We start from the raw sequence: 20909 nt of genomic DNA, 5'->3' as shown, positions 1-20909 counted from the left end.
TTTGAGCAAAATTAAACTTGTAACTCCCAAAATAGTGAAGGAAAAACACCCTATTTACATTGTTGTGATCAATACCTTTTTAAACGTTTATAAAATAAAAAAACAAACCTCCGACATTTCTTCGGAGGTTTGTTTTTTTATTCTTGTGTTATATTCTATGAATTGATCTTTTATATTAAAAAGTATAATTGTGAAAAGAAAACTCAAAAAGCCTGAAATACAGTAACAAAAAATCCCTCATAGTGAGGGATAATTTTTATAAATCCGGACATGCCATCTGATTGTCATGGGGAATACATACCTTTTCATTCCATGGCACCGGACAATCATGAAAGCCTGGAGGGCATCCTCCTTTTCCGTTGATACTTCTTAATTTCTCTTTAGAGATTTTCTTTAAATTTTTCATGGTTTTGATTTAAGTTTAGAAATCAAATATAAAAATTATTCTCCAATAAGAGATTTAACATAAAAAAATAATCGTTATTGATTCCTGTAAGCAAAAAAATAACAATAGATAAAAAAATTGCAATACGTTTTCCATTTCGTATTGCAATTGTAATAAGTTTTATAAGGGTGTATTTATATGTTTTTATCGTCTTCCAAAAGCTCCTTGGCCTGATATTCCTGAACCAGATCAATAGCATTGGAAATCACATCACTTAAAGCTGTGATAAATGTTCCTTCTTCTGCCATTCCTATCGCATGTTTTAAGGCTTCAATTTCTTTAGGAATGATCTCATAACTGACATCTCTTCCTGCAGAATTAATACCATCGATAATCAATCCGTTGATTTCATCTTCGGTTCTTCCACGAAGATGTTTCTCATTTCGGATGATAATATAATCAAACATTCTTCCGGCAATTTTTCCACATTCTCTGATATCATTGTCTCTTCGGTCTCCGACACCGGATATAATACCGATTTTCTTTGTAGATTCTACGTTTTTCAGATAATCTTCAATGGCTTCGTATCCTGAAGGATTATGGGCAAAGTCGATCAGAACTTTAAAGTTTTTGAATTTAAAAACATTCAGTCTTCCCGGTGTCAGCTGGGCACTTGGAATAAAGGTTCTCAAAGAATTGGAAATATCCTCAATCCCGAATCCGTAAAGGTAACTCGCCAAACTGGCTGCCAATACGTTTTCAATCATAAATCTGGCTTTCCCTTCCATCGTTATCGGGAAGTCTTTGGCTTTTCCTATTCTGATTTTCCAGTCTCCTTTTTTGATGGTTACAAAACCTTCTTCATATACACAGGTTATCTTTCCTTCTTTAGCAAATTTTACAATATGAGGATTGTTTTCATCCATACTGAAAATAGCCACATTAGAATCGAGATCACTCACAATCTTCATGGAATATTCATTGTCGGCATTCAAAACACTCCAGCCGCTCTTTTTCACGCTATCCAGTACTACACGCTTTACTTTGGTAAGATCCTTCAGACTGTGAATATCATTCATTCCCAAATGATCTTCTTCAATATTGGTCAGAACCCCGATATCGCATTGAGAAAAACCAAGTCCGGAACGTAAAATTCCTCCTCTGGCTGTCTCCAGAACGGCAAATTCTACGGTAGGGTCTTTTAAGATAAACTCTGCGGAAAGTGGTCCAGTTGTATCTCCTTTTGACAGCATGGTATTTTGAATATAAATTCCATCCGAAGTCGTAAATCCTACTCTGTACCCATTGCTTTTTACAATATGGGAAATAAGTCTTGTCGTTGTTGTTTTTCCATTGGTTCCTGTTACTGCAATGATGGGAATGGTAAATGGTTTCCCCTGAGGATAGAGCATGTCAACCACTGGCGCAGCAACGTTTCTTGGCAGTCCTTCACTTGGAGCAAGATGCATTCTGAACCCTGGTGCAGCATTAACTTCAATAATTGCTCCGCCACTTTCCTTTAAAGGCTGGGTAAGGTTCTCTGCCATCACATCAATACCGCAAACATCCAATCCGATAATTTTAGAAATTCTTTCAGCCATTGTGATATTTTCCGGATGCACCATATCTGTTACATCAATGGAAGTTCCTCCGGTTGAAAGATTGGCCGTTGATTTAAGATAAACCACTTCTCCTCTTTGAGGAATTGTTTCCAAAGTATATTGAAGTTTATCAAGTAATTCTAAAGTGTCTTTATCAACTTCAATTTCGGTAAGGACATTTTCATGGCCATAGCCTCTTCTAGGGTCTTTATTTTCTTTTTCAATAAGCTGCTGAAGATTCAGTTCTCCGTCTCCCACAACATGGGCTGGAACTCTTCTGGCTGCAGCCACCATTTTATTATTGATCACCAGTATACGGAAGTCGTAGCCTGTGATATATTTCTCAACAATTACTTTTCTTGAATATTTCTGAGCATGTTCAAGGCCTATTTTAGCAGCATCCCAATCGTTGACATTAATGGAAGAGCCTTTTCCATGGTTTCCATCCAAAGGTTTTAAAACAATGGGATACCCAATTTTTCTGATGACTGCATTTAAATCTTCTTCATCTGTTACCAAATCTCCAATCGGTACGGGAATAGCTGCATCATGAAGCATTCTCTTTGTTAATTCTTTATTACAGGCGATATCAACAGCAATAGAACTTGTGTTCCCGGTAATGGTAGCCTGAAATCTTTGCTGGTTCACGCCATAACCAAGCTGTACCAGTGAGTTTGTCCCCAGTCTGATCCATGGAATTCTTCTGGATGCCGCTTCTTCTACAATACTTCCTGTGGAAGGTCCTAAACGGACGCGCTCCCTGATTTCTTTTAATCTATGGATACAAGCATTCAAATCATAGTCTTTGCCTTCAATCAGTGCTTCTGCAATTTTTACAGATTCTTCTGCAGCAAAGATCCCTGCATTTTCTTCGATATAATTGAATACTACATTATATACTCCCGGAGTTTTTGTTTCACGGGTTCTTCCAAACCCCACATCCATTCCTGCCAGGGTCTGTATTTCCAAAGCGATATGCTCAATGACATGTCCCATCCAGGTTCCTGTTTCCACTCTATGGAAAAAACCTCCCTCCACTCCTTCCGAGCATCGGTGCGTCATCAATGATGGGATTAATTTTTCAATCCTTTCCCGGAATCCCTCAATTTTGTTGGTAGGATAATTCTCCATTTCTTCTAAATCCAACCTCATCTGTATCAGCTTCTTTCTTCTGATGCTCCAGATGTTAGGACCTCTTAGTGCCTGAATCTTTTCGATTTTCATAGTCTATTGGCATTTTAACAGTTAACAATAACTCCTTTCATAGCCAAAGATAATGTAAAACCCTAAACGAAACTATACCACATTTAAAGATTCATTAAAAAAAATTAATTTTAATTAACATTCCTAAAACATTAAAAATCAACTAAAGATGGCATGAAATTGGCCAAAGAATGTGAATTATTTTTTAATTTTGCACAATGATGAAACCTGTTGGAAAATTAATAGTTATCGGAGGCGCTGTAAACAAAGGAAGTTTTGCTGAAACCGATTATGATCAGAATATAGAGAAGAATCTTAATTTTTTTGAGCGTGGGATCCTGCGAAAGATCATCAACGAATCAAAACTAAAGGAAAATTCTGTCATTGAAATTGTTACCACTGCCTCTCAAATCCCTCAGATCGTAGGTTCCGAGTACAAAAAAGCATTCGAATTTCTTGGAGCTAAAAATGTAAATGTGCTGGACATCCACAACCGTGAGGAAGCCAATTCTGATGCAATGGTCGCAAGAGCCAACGCTGCCGATGTAATGATGTTCACCGGAGGAGATCAGCTGAGACTGACCTCTATTCTTGGAGGAACAAGATTTCATGATACGGTTTTATTAAAATACCAGGAACAGGATTTTATTTATTCCGGAACTTCTGCAGGTGCTGCAGCAGCTTCTGAAAATATGATCTATCAGGGAAGCAGTTCTGAAGCTTTATTGAAAGGAGAAATCAAAACCACTCAGGGATTGGGGCTAATCGATAATGTCATTATCGACACTCATTTTGTACAGCGGGGAAGAATCGGGCGCCTTTTCCAGGCGGTAGTGAACAATCCTAGAACGCTGGGAATCGGATTGGGTGAAGATACAGGACTTTTCATTCATAATGATGTAATGACTGCTGTAGGTTCAGGTCTTGTTATTCTGGTAGACGGAAGGTTTATCAAAGATACCAACCTTACCAATATCAACCTTGGAGAGCCGATTTCTATTGATAATTTAACAGTACATGTAATGTCTATGAATGATCATTATGATCTTACGACAAAAACGCTGACGATTGAGAATTCGCAGTTTAATCCTATTCCACAGGATAAATAGAACAACAAATACAGCTATACAAACGGAACCTCGGTTCCGTTTTTTTATTTAGCATACACATTTTAAGTTGGCTAAAGCCATTGGATTTAAAATATTTATTATAAGGCGGGCTTTCTTCGTCTCCGCTCAGAATTATAGCCCACCTCTATTGATGTTGATATCCAGATGTATAATAGTCGCTTAAAAACATTATCTTTTATCTTTTATCTTTTATCTTTTATCTTTTATTAATTAACTTCGTAAAAGAAATCATTTATCAACCATCATCTATAATTTTATGAAAGTAATTATCCACGGCGGTTTTTTCTCTGAAAGCGATCAAAGCCATGAAGTAAAAACAGCAAAACAGGAGTCATTAAAACAAATTGCTCAAAAGGCATTCGATTATCTTAAGACCCATTCGGCTTTTGATACGGTTGCTTATGCTGTTTCCTTGCTGGAAGATGATCCGTTATACAATGCAGGAACAGGTTCTCAAATCCAGAGTGATGGTGTTATTCGTATGAGTGCTGCCATTATGAACGGAAATACCCAGAAGCTAAGCGGCGTAATTAACATTGAGAATGTACAAAACCCGATTTTTGTTGCTAAAGATCTTATAGGTGAAGATGACAGAGTATTAGGAGGAAATGGTGCCAAAATTTATGCTACGGAAAATGGTTTTGAAAATTTTTCTACAGAAATTCCCCAGAGAAGAAAAGAATATGAAGCTAAACTAGCCAATGGAGGAAAAGGAACTGTAGGCTGTGTTGCAATTGATCATGAAGGAAAACTGGCTGTTGCCACATCTACCGGAGGTAAAGGTTTCGAGATTCCCGGAAGAATTTCAGATTCTGCCACAGTGGCCGGAAATTATGCCAATGCTTTCTGTGCGGTAAGTTGTACCGGGGTTGGTGAAGATATTGTCAGCAATGCTACGGCTGCAAAAATTGTAACAAGAGTTACGGATGGAATGAGCCTTCAGCAGGCTTTCGATAAAACATTTGAGGAGCTTAAAACCATTGATGGGTTTGCAGGCGCCATCGCCATTGATAAAGATGGAAATGTACATCATCAGGATTCGTATCCTACTATGGTTTTCGCCAGTTTTGATGGTAAAAAACTTGAAGTCTTTTCCTAAATTTAACATTTATTTATAAGTCCATTTATTTTTTTGGCACGTATTTTACATTATTGATAACAACAAATTTTAATATTAATACTTAAAAAAATAGAAATCATGGGAAACAAGACAAAAGGCTTATTAGCTTTACTAGGATTAGGTGCATTAGCTTACTGGAAATATAAGAATTCAAGCCCTGAAGATCAACAAGCGGTAAAAGATAAGATCAATACAGCTAAAGATAATCTTAACAAATGGGGAAATGACCTTAAGAGCAAAGCCAATGATGTTGCTTCCCAGGTTCAGAATAAAGTGGACGAAGCAAAAACAAAGGCTGAGGACTCCCTTAGCTAACCAACACAGAGCAGTTTTTTTTAACATTCATATATAGGAAAAAGTCATCGTAATAGTAATTGCGATGACTTTTTATTAGGATTAAAATAAATCTTATATTTTCTCTGCAATCAAAGCGAACACCAACGGTATTTTATTTCCGAACTGTGGAATTCTCCATTTTCCTTTTTCAAATTCATCTACATGTCTGAAGCACGGATAAGGTGACCAGTCAAATTCCTGAAAAGTTTCCAGCTTCAACCCTTTTTTCATTAAATTGTCAAGCACTTCTGCTAAGGAGTGGTTCCACATGACATACTCCTGTACAATAGGTGCAGACTGATCTGCATAAGTGCCTTCATAGGTTTCAACAATCGGTTTTTCATTGAAGTAATTATAAGCAACTTTTGTAAAGTCGTCATCAAACATCCAGACAACAGGATGAAACTCTGCCATAATAAACTGCCCTCCCGGCTTCAGAAAATGATTGATAATTTCCGCCCATTTCTCAAGATCAGGAAGCCAGCCAATGGTACCGTAACTTGTATAAACGATGTCAAACTTATGATCCAGAACATTGGGCAGCTCATATACATCTGAACAGATAAATTCTGTGTCTGTACCGCATTTTTGTGCAAGTTCTCTGGCGGTATCAATCGCTTTGTCAGAAAGGTCAATGCCGGTCACCTTTGCTCCCATTCTTGACAGGGAAATAGAATCCTGTCCGAAATGGCACTGCAAATGCAGAATACTTTTTCCTTTTATATCTCCAAGAAGCTCCAGCTCTATGGAGTTCAGCGAAGTTCTGCCTTTTAAGAACTCATCTACAAAGTAAAAATCCGATTTCAGATGAGGTTCTACTTTTGCATTCCATGATTTTTTATTAATTTCTAAATAATTTTCCATTGCTTTAGTTTAAAAATGGGAGTTCCACCCATCAAGTAATTTCATTATTCAACACAATGATTACAATTTCTCCATTAATTTTTTCTTTTGATCCAGAAATTCCTCCTCACTTAGAACTCCGGATTCCTTTAATCTTCCCAATTGTTCCAGCTGATCTAAAATACTAGGTTCGGATTTACTCTGAAAATGTTGTTCCGGATGGGACATGAAATCTCTTACTTTTTCACAAAACAGTTCAGCATGGTACTTTCCTACTCCATCAATTTCTACCACGTCATCAGTCACCTGAATATCTATGGAAGCTAATAAAAATTCTGTTTCATATTGTATTGAGCTTATTTTGCTGTAAGAAAAGTCTTCTACTTTCAATCCGTACATGAACTCCTTATCTACAAAAATCAGTCTTCTGTCTGTGGCTACCAGGATGATATGATGGTTGTTCAGTTTATTTCTGCCTTCTACGAGATAGACAATTCGTTCGTCCAGTGAAAGGATATCCGGTAATTCACGAATTTCTTTCCGGGCAAATATGGTAGGGCTGATATCCAGTTTTTTAAGTTCTTCTTTTATTTCGTCAAGTCTTGATTTTTCACTCATAGCGTTAATTTTTGGGTCTAAATTACTCTTTATAAGTAATTAAATGAAAATATTAGTCTTCTGATGGTATTACAATGGAAGTATGCAAACAGTATAGCTTCCAGCCTAAGGTTTCATACAACAGCTTTCCTTCTTCTGTTGCCACTAAAATATTCTTGTAAAAACCTTTGGATAAAGCGATCTTCTCCAGTTCTTTCAATAAAAAACGGGCAAGCCCTTTCCTTTGATGACTTTTTTCAGTAATAATCCTGTCATACACAGCAACATCATCTATAAGAGAGATACGTCCTATAGAAGCCTGCTCACCATTCTCCGCCACAATCGTGATAACAAAGGTTGTATTGTACTCAGAAAATTCCAGATGGTATCCTTCTGCAAGACTTGTGTCCGGAAATTCCATTGGATGAAAACAGGTCATCATATATCCCTGCGGCTGCAGTTTCCATCTTTCAGGAATTTGATCTGTAATTTGATCAGGGGGAACAGATGCTTTCAGATAAATCCAGGGCTCGGTAATTGAATTGGCAAGCTGAAAAAAATCATCATTAAGCTCAGGAAACACAAAACGTTCTTTTTGTTTTTCATCTCCTACAACAACATGAAATCCGGATTTATAGGGAACGGCAAAAGGTACTTCTCTTGATAAGCACCAGCCTTTAAGCCAGCTTTCTACTATTTTTGCAGATACTTTATCTTTCATGATTGGGTATAAAATTTTTATGGTAATTGCTCCAGCAGTTTCTTTTTTTGTTCCGCAAATTCGGCATCGGTTAAAATTCCGTTTTCCCTCAGCCTACCCAGTTTTTCAAGCTGATTCAAAATTTCGTCTGATGAGACTGCAATACTTTTTCCTGCTGTACCCATTTGTTTTGGAGATTGATCCTTAGAATTATTATAAATGGTTTTTATTGTATCATAGAACTTCTCTGCATCTTCCTTATCCATATAGCATTCAAACTCCACTATTCTTTCTTCCAGATGCAGTTTAATAATCGGAGATCTCGGATGGGTTACAAAGCTTACCGACTGTATGTTTTCATTAGGATAAATATTGATCTTTGCGGCACCAAACATTCCTTTTGATACAGAAATCATCCTTTTGGGCGTTGCTACCAATACTCCGGCATCCAATGTATTAACAAACTGAGCATCAGTAATCGCTGTGATTTGCTCATCTTCTGAAATCAGATAAGGAAGCTCTTTGATTTCTCCTTTGGTAAACATGGACAGATTAGCATGAAGCATTTCCAGTTCGTTCTTTATTTTCTGATGTCTTCGCTTATAAACCTCTTTTGAGATTTGATGAGAATCATAGAGTACTATTGCAGGAAGATTCTGCGCTGTAGTCATCACAGTCTGAACGTCTTCAGCTTTTTCTGCACTCAGCATCTTATTGATATCCTTAATGCTGAATTTATTAAGATTGTAAAGCAATTCTTCATTGATATCACTTACTTTATTCAAACATTTATTGCATAAAACATTACCATCCAAAAGCGAATTCGCTCCCAGAAGCGTATCCATGGATGTTAATTCTGTATTACACAACGCACAATTATTAGTCATTCCTTTTTTATTCAAAAGTATTTAAATTTCTCAACATCCATCAAAAAAAACAACCACAAAAGTAATTTTGCAGTTGTTCTGTTTTTTTATATATAATTAAAAATTATTCTCCTAAAAACTCTTCTAAAGAAACCGTTTTCTGTACTCCGGCTTCAAGATCTTTAAAAGTAACGGTATTATTTTTAATTTCTTCTTCACCCAGGAAAACCAGATTCTTTATGCCTTTCTTTTCTGCATAGGTAAACTGCTTGTTGATCTTTGCATTTTCAGGGTATAGTTCTGCAGAAATCCCTTTAGCTCTTAGCTTCATGATCAGCTTTAATGCCTCTGTGATGCCTTCACCTCCAAAATTAGCAAACAGATATTCTATTTTGGCTGATGCTTCTTCAGGGAAAAGGTTGAGTTCTTCCATGACAAGATAAATTCTGTCTAATCCGAATGAGATTCCTATTCCGGGAATATTTTTAACGCCAAAAACTTCAGTAAGATTGTCATATCTACCGCCACCTCCGATGGATCCCATAGCAACTTCATCTGCTTTCACTTCGAAAATAGCACCCGTATAATAATCCAGTCCTCTTGCCAAGGTAATATTGAAGACCAGGTTTTGAATATCCACACCAAGGTTCAGAGATTGGGTAAGAACAAATTCCAGCTCTTCTACCCCTTTTAGTCCGATTTCGTTCCCTGCAAATTTTTCTTTTAACTGAAGAAGATTTTCCAGAGCATCATCCGACTGGCTGAACAGGAAATCCAGCTTATCAATAGATTCCTGAGAAATTTCTCTTTCCAACAGTTCTTTTACAACTCCATCTTTTCCGATTTTATCCAGTTTATCAAGAGCAACAGTGAAATCAATCAGTTTATCTGTAATTCCTGCATATTCTGCCAATCCGGACAGAATCTTCCTGTTGTTCATATGAATGGTTACAGGAACTTTAAGATCGGCAAAAGATTTCAGATACAACTGAATCAGCTCCACTTCCTGCAGCAGACTTTCGCTTCCTACCACATCGGCATCACACTGATAAAATTCTCTGAATCTTCCTTTCTGAGGTCTGTCTGCTCTCCAAACCGGCTGGATCTGATAACGTTTGAACGGAAACGTCAGTTTACCATGATTCATCGCTACGAATCTTGCAAAAGGTACGGTAAGGTCATAACGAAGAGCTTTATCTGTAAGGCTCTCTGCACTGAATGGTTTTTCCAATGCTTTTTGAAAGTCATGAAGCATCTGAGTTTTTTTCTCTTCTTTCGCTTCGTTGATGCTTGAATTTAAAATTTTAAAAATCAAGCGGTCACCTTCTTCTCCGTATTTTCCTGTCAAAGTAGAAAGATTTTCAAAACTAGGTGTTTCCAAAGGCTGAAACCCGAATAATTCAAAATTATTCTGTAAAATATTGATGATATATTTTCTTCTGGAAACTTCCTGTGCCGTAAAATCTCTCGTCCCTTTTGCTAAACTTGGCTTCATTTGTTGTATGTCATTTTGATAAATGCAAAAGTAAGGAATTGAAAGGAATTTTACATAGTATAAAAAGCTGAAGAAAGTCTCTCTTCAGCTTTTCTTATTGCAGCATCAATTATTCAAAAAAATCATACGCTTTCAAGAATCTCAAGGATCTCTTCACCATAGTTTTCAATCTTATGCTTTCCAAACCCTTTGATCTCGAGCAATTCTTCTTTCTTAGCAGGCTTATACTTGGCTACAGATATCAGTTCTTTATTGCTCGCGATGAAGTAAGTGGGCAGGTTCTGTTCTCTGGCTTTTTCCGATCTCCAGAATTTCAGAGCATCCAGAATTTTTTCTTCATCGATATTCAAAAGATCAGTATCTGCAGAATATTTTACTGCCTTTGGTTCTTTTACTGTACTTTTTATGGGCTTTAATTCCTCAAAATACAATATGACAGACCAATAACGTTCTTCGTTCACAAAAGCTGTTTCTACTTTCATAATCTCATTGGCGTCCAGGAAATCATCCAGCATTTTCTGATCTTTGTAGAGAAATTCTTCCGGAAGCCTGATTTTAAAAACTTTTACTTTCATCATTTGTGTTTTTAGAATTATTTACCTCCTAATAAAAGAATCTCGTCTACCCGAATTTCTGTGATATACCGTTTAACCCCATCTTTATCATCATAGGATCTGTAGATGATTTTGCCTTCTATGGCAATTTCTTTTCCTTTCGATACATACTTTTCAAAGATTTCTGCTGTTTTCCCAAAGGCAATCAGATTGTGCCATTGTGTTTCTTCTACTTTTTCTCCTTTCGCATTCGTGTAATGATCGCTGGTAGCTAAAGATACACTTGCTTTTACGTTTCCATTGTCGAAGTTTACCATTTCAACTTCTTTACCTGTGTAACCAATTAATGTTACTTTGTTTCTTAGTGACATAACTTTTAGATTTTAAAGATTAATAAATTCAGATAAGAGACGTTCACTGTTTTTCTCAAATCTCTGTTGCAAAGATTGCGATGTTCCGGTAAGACAGTCGGTTATAAACTATTTAAATCCGTTTGTAGTCGTTTGTAAACGGATAGGAAACTAAATAGAATTCTTTATAAAACAATATTTATCAAGCTTAAAAACAATAATCTTCACTTTTAAAGTAAAAATTAAACAATGAAAGCCTTATCCTAAAATAAAATTCTTCTTTAAAAAACATTGAAAAATAGATGTATGACAAGGATTTTTTTTCTTTTTAATTTAATTTTTTTTTGCAAATTTGTAAAAATGTCTGATATGCAAAAAGAAAAACTCCGTACAGTAAGAAAGATGAAAGGTTTCACTCAACAGCAAATGGCTGAAGTGATCCCTACCGACGTCTCCAACTATAGCAGAAAAGAAAACGGTACTGTATCTATAACACAGACAGAGTGGAACAAACTTGCCCAGTTTTTAGAAGTTCCTATCGAAGAGATTTACGAAGAAGAGGAAGCTAAAATTGTTATTGAAAATCCTGTTTTTAATGATAATAATGGAGTCAATGTAGGTAATAATAATGCTACAGCAAATATTAGCAATGAATTAAGCATAGAAATCATCAAGACGATGCAGGAATATATTGGTCTGCTGAAAGAAGAAATCAACAGATTGAAAAAGTAACAATACAAATATTAATTACGAATAGGGGCTATCGCTAAAAAAATAAATTTATATTTTTTCAGCGATAGTTTTTTTTAACAATATCAACCACAAATTTTTAATTTTTCTTTTTTACAAGTAAACAAATTAAAAAAGCGCTCAACAAAATTGTTGAGCGCCTCCTACTTAATCATGCAACTAAAAATAAAATTGAAACTTATATTTTTTCACATTCAATAATGCTTTTTGCATCTGTTCCGATGTGAATAATCTGAGTAAATTGTAATCCTGCTTTTTCAATGATCAATTTAAATTCGTTTAAAGTTCTTTCTTTTCCCGTAAGGCAGGCCAGCATAACAATGTCCAGCAGTTTGGCGATATGGGGCTTATTTAAAGAATCGTCCGGGATAACTGCGTCTATAATCAACAGTTTGGCTCCTTTAGGCATTGCACCATAGCAGTTTTTAAGAATCTGTATACATTTATCATCATTCCAGTCATGCAGAATCCATTTCATGGTATATAAATCCGCACCCTGCGGAACTTCATTAAAAAAGCTTCCTATAGCTACAGAACACCTTTCACTAAGATTTTCAGGAATCATTTTGATAGTTTTTTCAATTACATTGGCTTCATCAAAGATAATTCCGGAGCTTTGCGGAGCATTTTTCAGAATAGTATGGATCATAACCCCATTGCCTCCTCCTATATCAACAATTTTTTTATAAGGTTTAAAATCATAGTTCTCTATAATTCCTTTCAGCTCCATACCGGACATTCCCGTCATTCCCTTTCCAAAGTTTTCACCTGTTTCAGGAAATTCTTTATAAAATCCCCAAAGATCTTTCCCATGAATGTGTTCAAAAGGAACTTTTCCTGTCTGAACGGCATATGTTAGTTCTCCATAGCACGGGAAATGTTCATTCATAATGGTCAGAACAAAATTTTTTGCTGTTCCGGGAACATCGGTTTGCAGGGCAGCTCCGAAATCATTCAAAGCAAACGTTTTGTTTTCTAATTCTTCAAAGATTCCTGCACCACACAACGCTCTCATTACCCGGTACAGTTGGGCTTCATGCGATTGTGTTTCTTCTGCAAGGAAAGAAATAGTTTGAGGACCAGAGGTCAGTAAATCTGCAATATTGAGCTCAGCAGCTGTTTTTACACATCCGGTTAGCCATAAACCACCTAGTATTTCGAACATTTTAAAAGTAAACTCCGGCTTAATGGGTTGTTTTTCCATAGTATTATTTAATTGATTAATATCATTATATATTGAGTCTGAAAACAAGAACCAACTGATTAGTTTGTTCTTGTCTGACATGTGTCAAATTTGAAATTAAGTTTTAATAATGAGATTAATCTTTTGCCTGAGAAACTCTTGTTACACTACTGATAGTAGCATCCAATGCGGTATCAGATTTTATTTTAATAAGATATCCGCTGCCTATAGACAAAGGATCGGCAACACTCACCAGGTAAAAAACAAGATCTCCGGAGGTTACCCCATTGGGAGCAACAGCGGTCTGATCTATGGAGAATGTTGAAGGCGGAACAGGATTGGAAAGGTTTACTGTCACGAAGGCTACAGAACCATTATTCTTGTTGGCATAACTTACAATAACCCTCCACATATGAACCTGTCCGGCAATAGGATTTTCCAAAAACCGTCCTGTTGCCGGATCATATATATCTCCGGGTACCGGGTTGATAATATTTTCCGGCCATGTGGTTGTTGGAGATGATGCAAAATCTGTCACAATATTCATAGGAGTTTGATAAACAATGTTTTGATACGTCATTAAGGGAACTCCTCCGGAAGCTCTGAATGCAAATGAAGGTTTCACTCCTGCCCCGCTATTTAACTTAACAACTCCTTCATTGGCTGTTGTTAATGTTACTGAAGAAATTACAGTACTCCACTGGGTTCCATTATAATACCTCAAGGTTTTATTGGTGGTATCGTAGATAATCATTCCTGCTGTGGGTGTTGTCACATTGGCCGGAGGATTGGCATTTCTGGAAAGTATGACTGCAGAATTTGCAGAAGTAACATCCAGAACTCCTTGTGGAGATGTAGTATTAATCCCTACCTGTCCAAAAATAAGTGAAGAACACAGAATACTGAGTAATAAATTGGATTTTTTCATGGTTTGTTTTTTTGATGCATTAAAATTACAAAAAAACACAATACAGTGAAATAAAAATTCATTTTTTTTATTGAAAACTAGACTGTTATACATAACAATAAATATTTATTAATTAAAAATCCATTCTAAATATCGATAAATACTAAATTTTTCAAAATAAAGTGAATTACACAAAACACATGTCTATATTCAAAAAAAAATTAGTCTAAATAAATTTAGATTTTTCTCAAACGTAATGACATATCATATATAAACCATTGTTTTTCAGTTATTAAAATTCACTCCGTTCTACAGAGAAGTGCATTTCACTATAATAATTAGCAATCTGACAGTTATCCATTTACAAACGGATATTTCTGTATCTTTGTGAAAAGTCTTTTATGAAAAGGAATATCAATATTTTTGAGTTTCCTCTCAATTGAGGCATACTAAAAGGAAGATAAAAAAATACCGAAGAGTAAATGAAGAAGAGCATAAAAAGAACATTCAGAGTTTCAAAGTACGTAATCTATAAGGAAACGCTTGTTGATTATAAAGAGCATTTCTGGTCATTTTTAGGTGCATTTTTTGGAATCGGCATTATTGCATTTATTCAGTCCCATTCACTGGCAGAAACTGAGAATATATTCCTGATCGGTTCTTTTGGAGCATCCAGTGTCCTTATTTATGGTGCTATCCAGAGTCCTTTGGCCCAACCCCGAAACCTTATAGGCGGACATGTGCTTTCGGCATTGGTAGGGGTAACTGTATATCAGTTTGTTCCGGATATCATCTGGCTTTCGGCACCTTTGGCAGTAGCATTTTCCATTGTATTGATGCAGTATACGAAAACATTACATCCACCAGGTGGCGCTACAGCGCTGATCGCGGTAAGTTCTACAGGAAAAATTCCTGAATTGGGATATTGGTATGTTCTCTCCCCTGTTCTATCCGGATGCATTATTCTTTTGATTGTTGCTCTGTTTTTTAATAATATTACACCCAACAGAAGTTATCCTGCTCACAGCATGTTCAAAAAGCTGTTGAAAAAAAGACACCACCATCACTTAAAATAAAGATTATGAATTGTCTGGAATGCGGCGAGAAAATCATCGGAAGGTCTGATAAAAAATTCTGCAACGATGCCTGCCGGAACGCCTATAATAATAAGCAGAATAAAGATTCTAACAATCTGATGCGGAATGTTAATAACAAACTCCGTAAAAATTACCGTATTCTGATGGAAATCAATACCGATGGTAAAACAAAAGTCCCCAGATCCAGACTGGATGGCTTGGGTTTTGATTTCGATTATTTTACCAATCTGAAAGTTTATAAAAATGGTTCTGAATACAAGTTCATTTATGATTACGGTTATAAACTTCTGGAAGATGATTTTGTACTGATTGTAAAAAATCAGGCATAAACCCACCCACCACAAATATAGAATTATGAAAGAAGTTGTCCTGATCACCGGCGCCAGCGGCATGATCGCTAAAGAACTGGCAAAAAAAATAGGGAGCGAATACGAGATCAGATTTCTGACCCGGAAAAAAAAACATGATGATGAGTATGAATGGGACATCAAAAAAGGAAGTATAGATGAAACAGCCTTTAACAATGTTTCACACATCATTCACCTGGCAGGTGCTAATATTTCAGAAAAGCGGTGGACCCCGGAAAGGAAAAGAGAATTGATTTCCAGCCGTGTAGATTCCGCAAAATTACTTCGAACCACTTTAAGAAAAAACAGGATTAAGCTAAAGTCTTTTATTTCAGCTTCAGGAATTAATTTTTACGGTACAAAAACCTCAGAAAAGATTTACACAGAAAACGATCCTCCGGGTAATGATTTTCTAAGTGAAGTGGTAGTTTTATGGGAAAGAGCTGCTGACGATTTCAAGGAACAGGATCTGGCAGAAAGGGTTGTCAAAATAAGAACTGCCGTAGTTCTTTCTGAAAAAGATGGAGCTTTAAAGAAAATGACCCCTCCTATTCAGTACTATATCGGTTCTCCACTGGGAAGCGGCCAACAATATATGCCATGGATTCATATTGAGGATATCTGTTCTATTTATGAATTTGCATTAAAAAATCCAACAATGGATGGTGCATATAATGCTGTTTCTCCACAACATGCCACCAATAAAGATCTGACAAAAAAAATTGCCAAAGTACTTGGAAGACCTTTATTGATGCCCAATATTCCCGGATTTGTTCTGAAACTGCTATTCGGAGAACTGGCAAATGCTATTCTGGAAGGTTCCAGAGCTTCTTCAAAGAAACTTCAGGATGCAGGTTTCCATTTTAAATTTCCGGACTTGAATAAGGCTTTGGAAAATCTCTTACAAAAACAATAACAGAATGGAGGAAGAACTTTTAATCCTAAAAAACATTTCCAGGCATATTTCACTTACCAATCAGGAGAAATCTTATTTTATCTCTCTATTAAAAGAAAAAAAGGTTGCCAAAAAAGAATTGATTTTACAGCAGCAACAAGTGTGTAAAGAGATCAATTTTGTTCAGACAGGAATTTTGAGAGCTTTTCATATGGATACCACAGGAAAAGAATCCACCATCATGTTTGCTGTTTCCGACTGGTGGATCACTGATATGTATTGTTTCATCAATCAGAAACCCGCCATGCTGAATATTGAAGCATTAGAAGAAAGTTGTATTTTGCAGCTTCAAAAAGATCATCTGGATGCGCTTTATCACAAAGTCCCAAAATTTGAACGCTTTTTCCGGATCATGATGCAGAATGCTTACATCAGAGAACAGCTCAGAACGATTGAAAATCTTTCTCTACCGGCAGAGGTACGCTATTATAATTTTCTACAGAAATATCCTGAAGCGGTAAAACGGATCAGGCAAAAACAAATTGCTTCTTATTTAGGTATTACTCCTGAATTTTTAAGCCTTATAAAATCCAAACAAAAAAACAGTTTCTCTTAAGCTATATTATTTTTTTTATTCTGAAAGTTCTGTTATTTTACTCAAAAAATTATGTTTATACTTATTGCAGGCCCTTATCGCAGTGGAACAAATGATGATCCGCTGCTTATTCAGCAGAATCTTCACAATCTTGAATCTGTCGCTCTTCCTATTTTCAGAAAGGGACATATCCCAATTATCGGAGAATGGGTTGCATTACCCTTGATCAACCTTGCCGGTTCTGCTCAAATAGGTGATGAAGCATGGCAGGAAATACAGTATCCAGTAGCCCATGCCCTACTTGAAAAATGTGATGCCGTGCTGCGTATAGAAGGAGCATCAAAGGGAGCTGATGAAGATGTAAGAATAGCTAAAGAAAGAGGTCTTACCATTTATTATAACCTAGAAGATATTCCTTATGCAAAATCCTGATATAACTATCCTTCAGACAGAAATCCTTTCAGATAACTGGTATACTTTAAACAAAGTCACCTACTCTGTTTTAAAAAAGGACGGAACTACAGAAACCCAGAGCAGAGAAGCTTATGACCGCGGAAACGGAGCCGTAATCCTTCTTTACAATAAAGTCTCCAACACCGTTATTCTCACAAGACAATTCAGATTACCGACCTATATCAACGGAAATGCTACAGGAATGCTCATAGAAGCCTGTGCCGGACTTCTGGATAATGATAATCCTGAAGACTGTATAAAAAGGGAAACCGAAGAAGAAACCGGATATAAAATTTCCAGGGTTGAAAAGGTTTTTGAAGCCTATATGTCACCCGGATCTGTGACGGAGATTATTTATTTCTTCATTGCAGAATATTCTCATGAAATGAAAATCAATGATGGAGGCGGACTGGAAGAAGAAGGTGAAAATATAGAAGTTCTTGAATTATCTTTTGAAGAAAGCCTGAAAATGATCGAAACAGGAGAAATCAAAGATGCAAAAACCATTATGCTTTTGCAGCATCTGAGGATCAAAGGAATCTTGTAAAATAGAATATGAGTGATGATTGATTAATGATGATTGATACAAAAAAACGTCTATTTGAATAAAAGCAATAAATTAACTCCGGTAGTTTATATGATATGAAGTCTTTGGGAATACAGATAATTAAAGTTAGTGCTTTATTTTTAGTCCTCCTTTTCAGTATCCTGATGCTGAAAGTGATTTCCCAATATACTTCTTTGGATAAAAACACCGGATTTCTGGCTTTCAAACAACAGGTAGTTGATAATCCGTACTGGATGACTTTTTTCTACATTCATATTTTTTCAATAACACTTTGTCTGCTCGCTGGCTTGACACAGTTTTCGAACTGGTTTTTAGCAGAAAACAGAAACCTTCACAAGCTTATCGGAAAAATATATGTGTACAATATTCTGATCATCAATGTTCCCGCGTGTTTTGTACTGGGACTTTTTTCAAATGGAGGGCTTATCGGAATTACAGGTTTTCTGGTACAGGACGTACTTTGGGCTTATTTCACTTTTGCTGCCGTATTTTCTATCAAAAAAGGAAATGTGAACAGACACAGAATGTATATGGTCTTCAGCTATGCCGTCACCACTACAGCGATTACTTTCAGAATTGTTAAAAATCTGTTTTATAACGAAGCTTATCATGACTACGGGCTTTTTTATGGTCTGAATGTCTGGGCTTCCCTTTTTATCAACCTTTTCCTTGCTTATTTAATTCTTAGAAAAAACTCTTGGTTAACGGGAGAAATCAAGGGTAGAAAAGAAAATATACAGACTGAGAAACGACACCAGAAAAAATGAAGCAATAAATATGAAGGTGTTAAAAATAAGTTCATATTTGCTTTGCCTGGTCCATTTACCGAAAAAACGCATGATGAGGTAAGAAATGCCTCCAAAAACAGCGATAATAAAAAGAAGAAAAAAATAATAGATCATGGTTTTGTGTTAATTGATGTAAATCTATTATTTTAAATTTAGAAAAACAACCAAACTGGAGAACTGATCCCAACTAACTTTATTTGAGACAAAATTCATAATTCCAGCAAGGTTAAAATTATAAACGGATCTGTAGGAAAAATCTAATCCTTTTTATTTTCGTAACCGGATTACAGTCTTATTGGAGTAAGCAATTATCATTAACAAAAACACCTCTGTATCAGTTTATAACCGTCTATTTTTCAGAATTTAAAACACCTGAATTCTGAAAATACAAAAACGCAAGTATAAAATCCATATAAAATTTGCAAAATCAATTGAGAAAATCTATTTAATCCTTTATATTTTGAATTTAAAGCTTTAATTTTGCACTGAAATTCAGAAAATTCGGATTCTTTCAACAGGTTATGTACATGAAAAAAATGATGATCGGGCTTGCTTTGGCCTTATCCATTACTATTTGGGGGCAAAAAACTCCTGCAAAAGCAAACAGTCTGACCCCTTACAGCTATCAGACCTTTAACTGTGACAATAAAGGGTATTTTGACCCGGCTAAATATAAAAAGGAAGAAATAGACGGTGTCAATAAACTTTTGTATCAGTTCAATGGGGTTGTATTTGATACCCAGCCTGTTTTTAAAATTGCCCAGCTTGAAGAAATCCGTAAAAACAGAGAAACGTATTTACAGGAACTGGAAAAACAGTATGAAGAAAAGAAAAAAGAATTGTACAGCCTTAAAGTAATTGATCTTCCGAAATGGAAAAAATTAATGGAAGAAACAATTGATTCTTTTGAAAATGAATACCAGCTTAATAAAGAAGAAATCCTTGCCTATTCTGATCCTACCACATTGAGAAACAGTAAATATTACAATACCTGTAGAGAACAGATTGACGCCATCTCCTCTCCCGACAGAGAAAAGATGTTTGCCGCATGGCGAGCGTATACTGAACTTAAAAGCAAAAATAATGCTGACCCAAAAGGTGTAATGGCAAGATTTGAGGCCAAAATGAATGATCCTCAAAAAGAAGATTATGCTTTAATCGATATGATTGGTTTAGGTTTTCATAACTGTGCCAACAGCAGTTTCAGACAAAAGCGTGATAATGAAGAGAGTTCTTACAAGGATTTTGATAAGATTTTCACCAAGCTGAAAAGAACTTGTGATGAACCTTAGGATTGATGTAAAACCTGAAAGATTAAATATAGCAGCACTCAGATTGGGTGCTGTTTTTTTATGTATTCCCAGATTGAATAAAAATTATGATCAGAGTTTAATCGGCTGTGAAAGTTAACTATATACATTCTACAGCACTTAATCATCCTAATTTAATGCTTTAAAAACAGCTAAATAAATTAATAATGAATAAGTTATGGTTTATCAGATTTAAATCCGTAATTTTGCACCCCGAAAATAAGGATTAGAAATATGAAAAAAATTGGTGAGCACAGAACACTTCTTGGAGTCGATAAAAATGTTACTTTAAAAGAATTAAAGACGATTTACAGAAATGTGATGAAAGATACCCATCCTGATAAATTCATTAATGATGAAGCAGGAAAGCAGGAAGCTGAAGAAAAGAGCAAATCTGTGATTGAAGCCTACCACTTTTTGGTAAGTATCAATCCGGAAACGCAGGAAAAATATAAGGAAGAATATACTGAAACCATTACAAAATCCAATATTCAGGATTTTTATTTGGAGAAATCAATTTTAACGGTTCAGCATCTGAACGGGAATATGTATGAATATATGGGCGTTCCAAAAAATACGTATATCAAAATGATCAATGCTGATTCACCAAGCCGTTTTGCAAGAAGACACATCTACGGAAACTTCGTTTACAGAAAGTCTGGAGAGGCTATGGCAGATTAATCTTTTCCTATTATAATATACAAAGCTTCCAGTTTTGCTGGGAGTTTTTTTTGTTGCCAAAACATGGCTTTATGTTTTGGCTCCTATGTTTGCAAAAGAATAAATTTACATACAAAGCAAAAGGGGTGAGAGAACAGTTTTGGCTAAATAACTCA

The 20909-nt window shown here is 35.8% G+C and carries 24 protein-coding genes; 13 read left to right on the top strand and 11 right to left on the bottom strand.

Translation table 11 applies throughout. The annotated features are described in order from the left end of the window. Positions 1-256 precede the first annotated feature (256 nt). Together AC59HC_RS18185 and cphA are read right to left on the bottom strand one after the other, a co-directional pair. Positions 257-406: a bacteriocin-like protein gene (locus AC59HC_RS18185; RefSeq protein WP_181397966.1), complete on the bottom strand. Its 150-nt coding sequence runs from the start codon at positions 404-406 to the stop codon at positions 257-259. 173 nt (positions 407-579) lie between these two features. Continuing rightward, positions 580-3210 (bottom strand): cyanophycin synthetase, encoded by a 2631-nt coding sequence (cphA, locus tag AC59HC_RS18180; RefSeq protein WP_496559115.1) that lies wholly within the window; start codon positions 3208-3210, stop codon positions 580-582. 200 nt (positions 3211-3410) lie between these two features. Here cphA and AC59HC_RS18175 point away from each other — a divergent pair, with 200 nt between their 5' ends. The 3 genes from AC59HC_RS18175 to AC59HC_RS18165 all read left to right on the top strand — a co-directional run bounded on the left by AC59HC_RS18175 (position 3411) and on the right by AC59HC_RS18165 (position 5754). Continuing rightward, positions 3411-4298: a cyanophycinase gene (locus AC59HC_RS18175; protein ID WP_002979057.1), complete on the top strand. Its 888-nt coding sequence runs from the start codon at positions 3411-3413 to the stop codon at positions 4296-4298. Positions 4299-4575: 277 nt separating this feature from the next. Next, positions 4576-5418 carry an isoaspartyl peptidase/L-asparaginase gene (locus tag AC59HC_RS18170; protein ID WP_202840745.1) on the top strand — a complete coding sequence of 281 codons (843 nt, stop codon included), beginning with the start codon at positions 4576-4578 and terminating at the stop codon, positions 5416-5418. Between the two features lie 99 nt (positions 5419-5517). Next, a complete protein-coding gene (locus AC59HC_RS18165) occupies positions 5518-5754 on the top strand; it encodes a YtxH domain-containing protein (protein ID WP_110010931.1) in 237 nt (78 codons plus the stop codon). Between the two features lie 93 nt (positions 5755-5847). Here AC59HC_RS18165 and AC59HC_RS18160 read toward each other — a convergent pair whose 3' ends face one another. The 7 genes from AC59HC_RS18160 to AC59HC_RS18130 form a co-directional block, all read right to left on the bottom strand. Further along, complete coding sequence (locus AC59HC_RS18160; RefSeq protein ID WP_202840747.1) at positions 5848-6639, bottom strand: class I SAM-dependent methyltransferase; 792 nt, start codon at positions 6637-6639, stop codon at positions 5848-5850. 60 nt (positions 6640-6699) lie between these two features. Beyond that, the gene (locus AC59HC_RS18155; RefSeq protein ID WP_202840749.1) at positions 6700-7236 is read right to left on the bottom strand and encodes a PH domain-containing protein; all 537 of its coding nucleotides are present in this window, start codon (positions 7234-7236) and stop codon (positions 6700-6702) included. A 52-nt stretch (positions 7237-7288) separates the two neighbouring features. Then, complete coding sequence (locus AC59HC_RS18150; RefSeq protein ID WP_496559114.1) at positions 7289-7936, bottom strand: GNAT family N-acetyltransferase; 648 nt, start codon at positions 7934-7936, stop codon at positions 7289-7291. A gap of 17 nt (positions 7937-7953) precedes the next feature. Further along, the gene (locus AC59HC_RS18145) at positions 7954-8802 is read right to left on the bottom strand and encodes a PH domain-containing protein (RefSeq protein ID WP_496559113.1); all 849 of its coding nucleotides are present in this window, start codon (positions 8800-8802) and stop codon (positions 7954-7956) included. Between the two features lie 103 nt (positions 8803-8905). Continuing rightward, positions 8906-10276 (bottom strand): histidine--tRNA ligase, encoded by a 1371-nt coding sequence (gene hisS, locus AC59HC_RS18140; protein WP_496559112.1) that lies wholly within the window; start codon positions 10274-10276, stop codon positions 8906-8908. Between the two features lie 122 nt (positions 10277-10398). Beyond that, a complete protein-coding gene (locus AC59HC_RS18135; protein ID WP_228436683.1) occupies positions 10399-10854 on the bottom strand; it encodes an HRDC domain-containing protein in 456 nt (151 codons plus the stop codon). Between the two features lie 14 nt (positions 10855-10868). After that, positions 10869-11201 carry a single-stranded DNA-binding protein gene (locus tag AC59HC_RS18130; RefSeq protein ID WP_395973807.1) on the bottom strand — a complete coding sequence of 111 codons (333 nt, stop codon included), beginning with the start codon at positions 11199-11201 and terminating at the stop codon, positions 10869-10871. A 348-nt stretch (positions 11202-11549) separates the two neighbouring features. Here AC59HC_RS18130 and AC59HC_RS18125 point away from each other — a divergent pair, with 348 nt between their 5' ends. Further along, entirely contained in the window at positions 11550-11912 is a 363-nt protein-coding gene (locus AC59HC_RS18125; RefSeq protein ID WP_496559111.1) for a helix-turn-helix domain-containing protein, read from the top strand. A 196-nt stretch (positions 11913-12108) separates the two neighbouring features. Here AC59HC_RS18125 and AC59HC_RS18120 read toward each other — a convergent pair whose 3' ends face one another. Further along, positions 12109-13134: a methyltransferase gene (locus AC59HC_RS18120; RefSeq protein ID WP_202840759.1), complete on the bottom strand. Its 1026-nt coding sequence runs from the start codon at positions 13132-13134 to the stop codon at positions 12109-12111. A 115-nt stretch (positions 13135-13249) separates the two neighbouring features. Then, positions 13250-14041 (bottom strand): phage tail-like protein, encoded by a 792-nt coding sequence (locus AC59HC_RS18115; RefSeq protein WP_343640551.1) that lies wholly within the window; start codon positions 14039-14041, stop codon positions 13250-13252. Between the two features lie 461 nt (positions 14042-14502). On the opposite strand from AC59HC_RS18115, the gene AC59HC_RS18110 reads away from it, so the two are divergent. From AC59HC_RS18110 to AC59HC_RS18070, 9 genes are all read left to right on the top strand, one after another. Continuing rightward, a complete protein-coding gene (locus tag AC59HC_RS18110; protein WP_227943751.1) occupies positions 14503-15096 on the top strand; it encodes an HPP family protein in 594 nt (197 codons plus the stop codon). A 5-nt stretch (positions 15097-15101) separates the two neighbouring features. After that, positions 15102-15446: a hypothetical protein gene (locus tag AC59HC_RS18105; RefSeq protein ID WP_110010942.1), complete on the top strand. Its 345-nt coding sequence runs from the start codon at positions 15102-15104 to the stop codon at positions 15444-15446. Positions 15447-15471: 25 nt separating this feature from the next. Then, positions 15472-16380, top strand: a complete 909-nt coding sequence (locus AC59HC_RS18100) for a TIGR01777 family oxidoreductase (RefSeq protein WP_496559110.1) — start codon at positions 15472-15474, stop codon at positions 16378-16380. Positions 16381-16384: 4 nt separating this feature from the next. Continuing rightward, positions 16385-16975: a Crp/Fnr family transcriptional regulator gene (locus AC59HC_RS18095; RefSeq protein WP_343640558.1), complete on the top strand. Its 591-nt coding sequence runs from the start codon at positions 16385-16387 to the stop codon at positions 16973-16975. 51 nt (positions 16976-17026) lie between these two features. Beyond that, positions 17027-17386, top strand: a complete 360-nt coding sequence (locus AC59HC_RS18090; RefSeq protein WP_202840771.1) for a DUF4406 domain-containing protein — start codon at positions 17027-17029, stop codon at positions 17384-17386. Continuing rightward, positions 17373-17954 carry a GDP-mannose pyrophosphatase NudK gene (gene nudK, locus AC59HC_RS18085; protein WP_343640560.1) on the top strand — a complete coding sequence of 194 codons (582 nt, stop codon included), beginning with the start codon at positions 17373-17375 and terminating at the stop codon, positions 17952-17954. Before AC59HC_RS18090 ends, nudK begins: the two co-directional genes overlap by 14 nt. Positions 17955-18058: 104 nt before the next feature. Continuing rightward, positions 18059-18742, top strand: a complete 684-nt coding sequence (locus AC59HC_RS18080; protein ID WP_343640562.1) for a DUF2306 domain-containing protein — start codon at positions 18059-18061, stop codon at positions 18740-18742. Positions 18743-19290: 548 nt separating this feature from the next. Beyond that, positions 19291-20055, top strand: coding sequence for a hypothetical protein (locus tag AC59HC_RS18075; protein WP_110010946.1), 765 nt, complete (start codon positions 19291-19293; stop codon positions 20053-20055). Positions 20056-20307: 252 nt separating this feature from the next. Continuing rightward, entirely contained in the window at positions 20308-20754 is a 447-nt protein-coding gene (locus AC59HC_RS18070; protein ID WP_089692357.1) for a KTSC domain-containing protein, read from the top strand. Positions 20755-20909 lie beyond the last annotated feature (155 nt).

It is taken from the genome of Chryseobacterium sp. DZ-32 (assembly GCF_059587025.1).
Note: the sequence above shows the minus strand (reverse complement) of the source record. Positions and strands in the feature narration are given on the sequence as shown.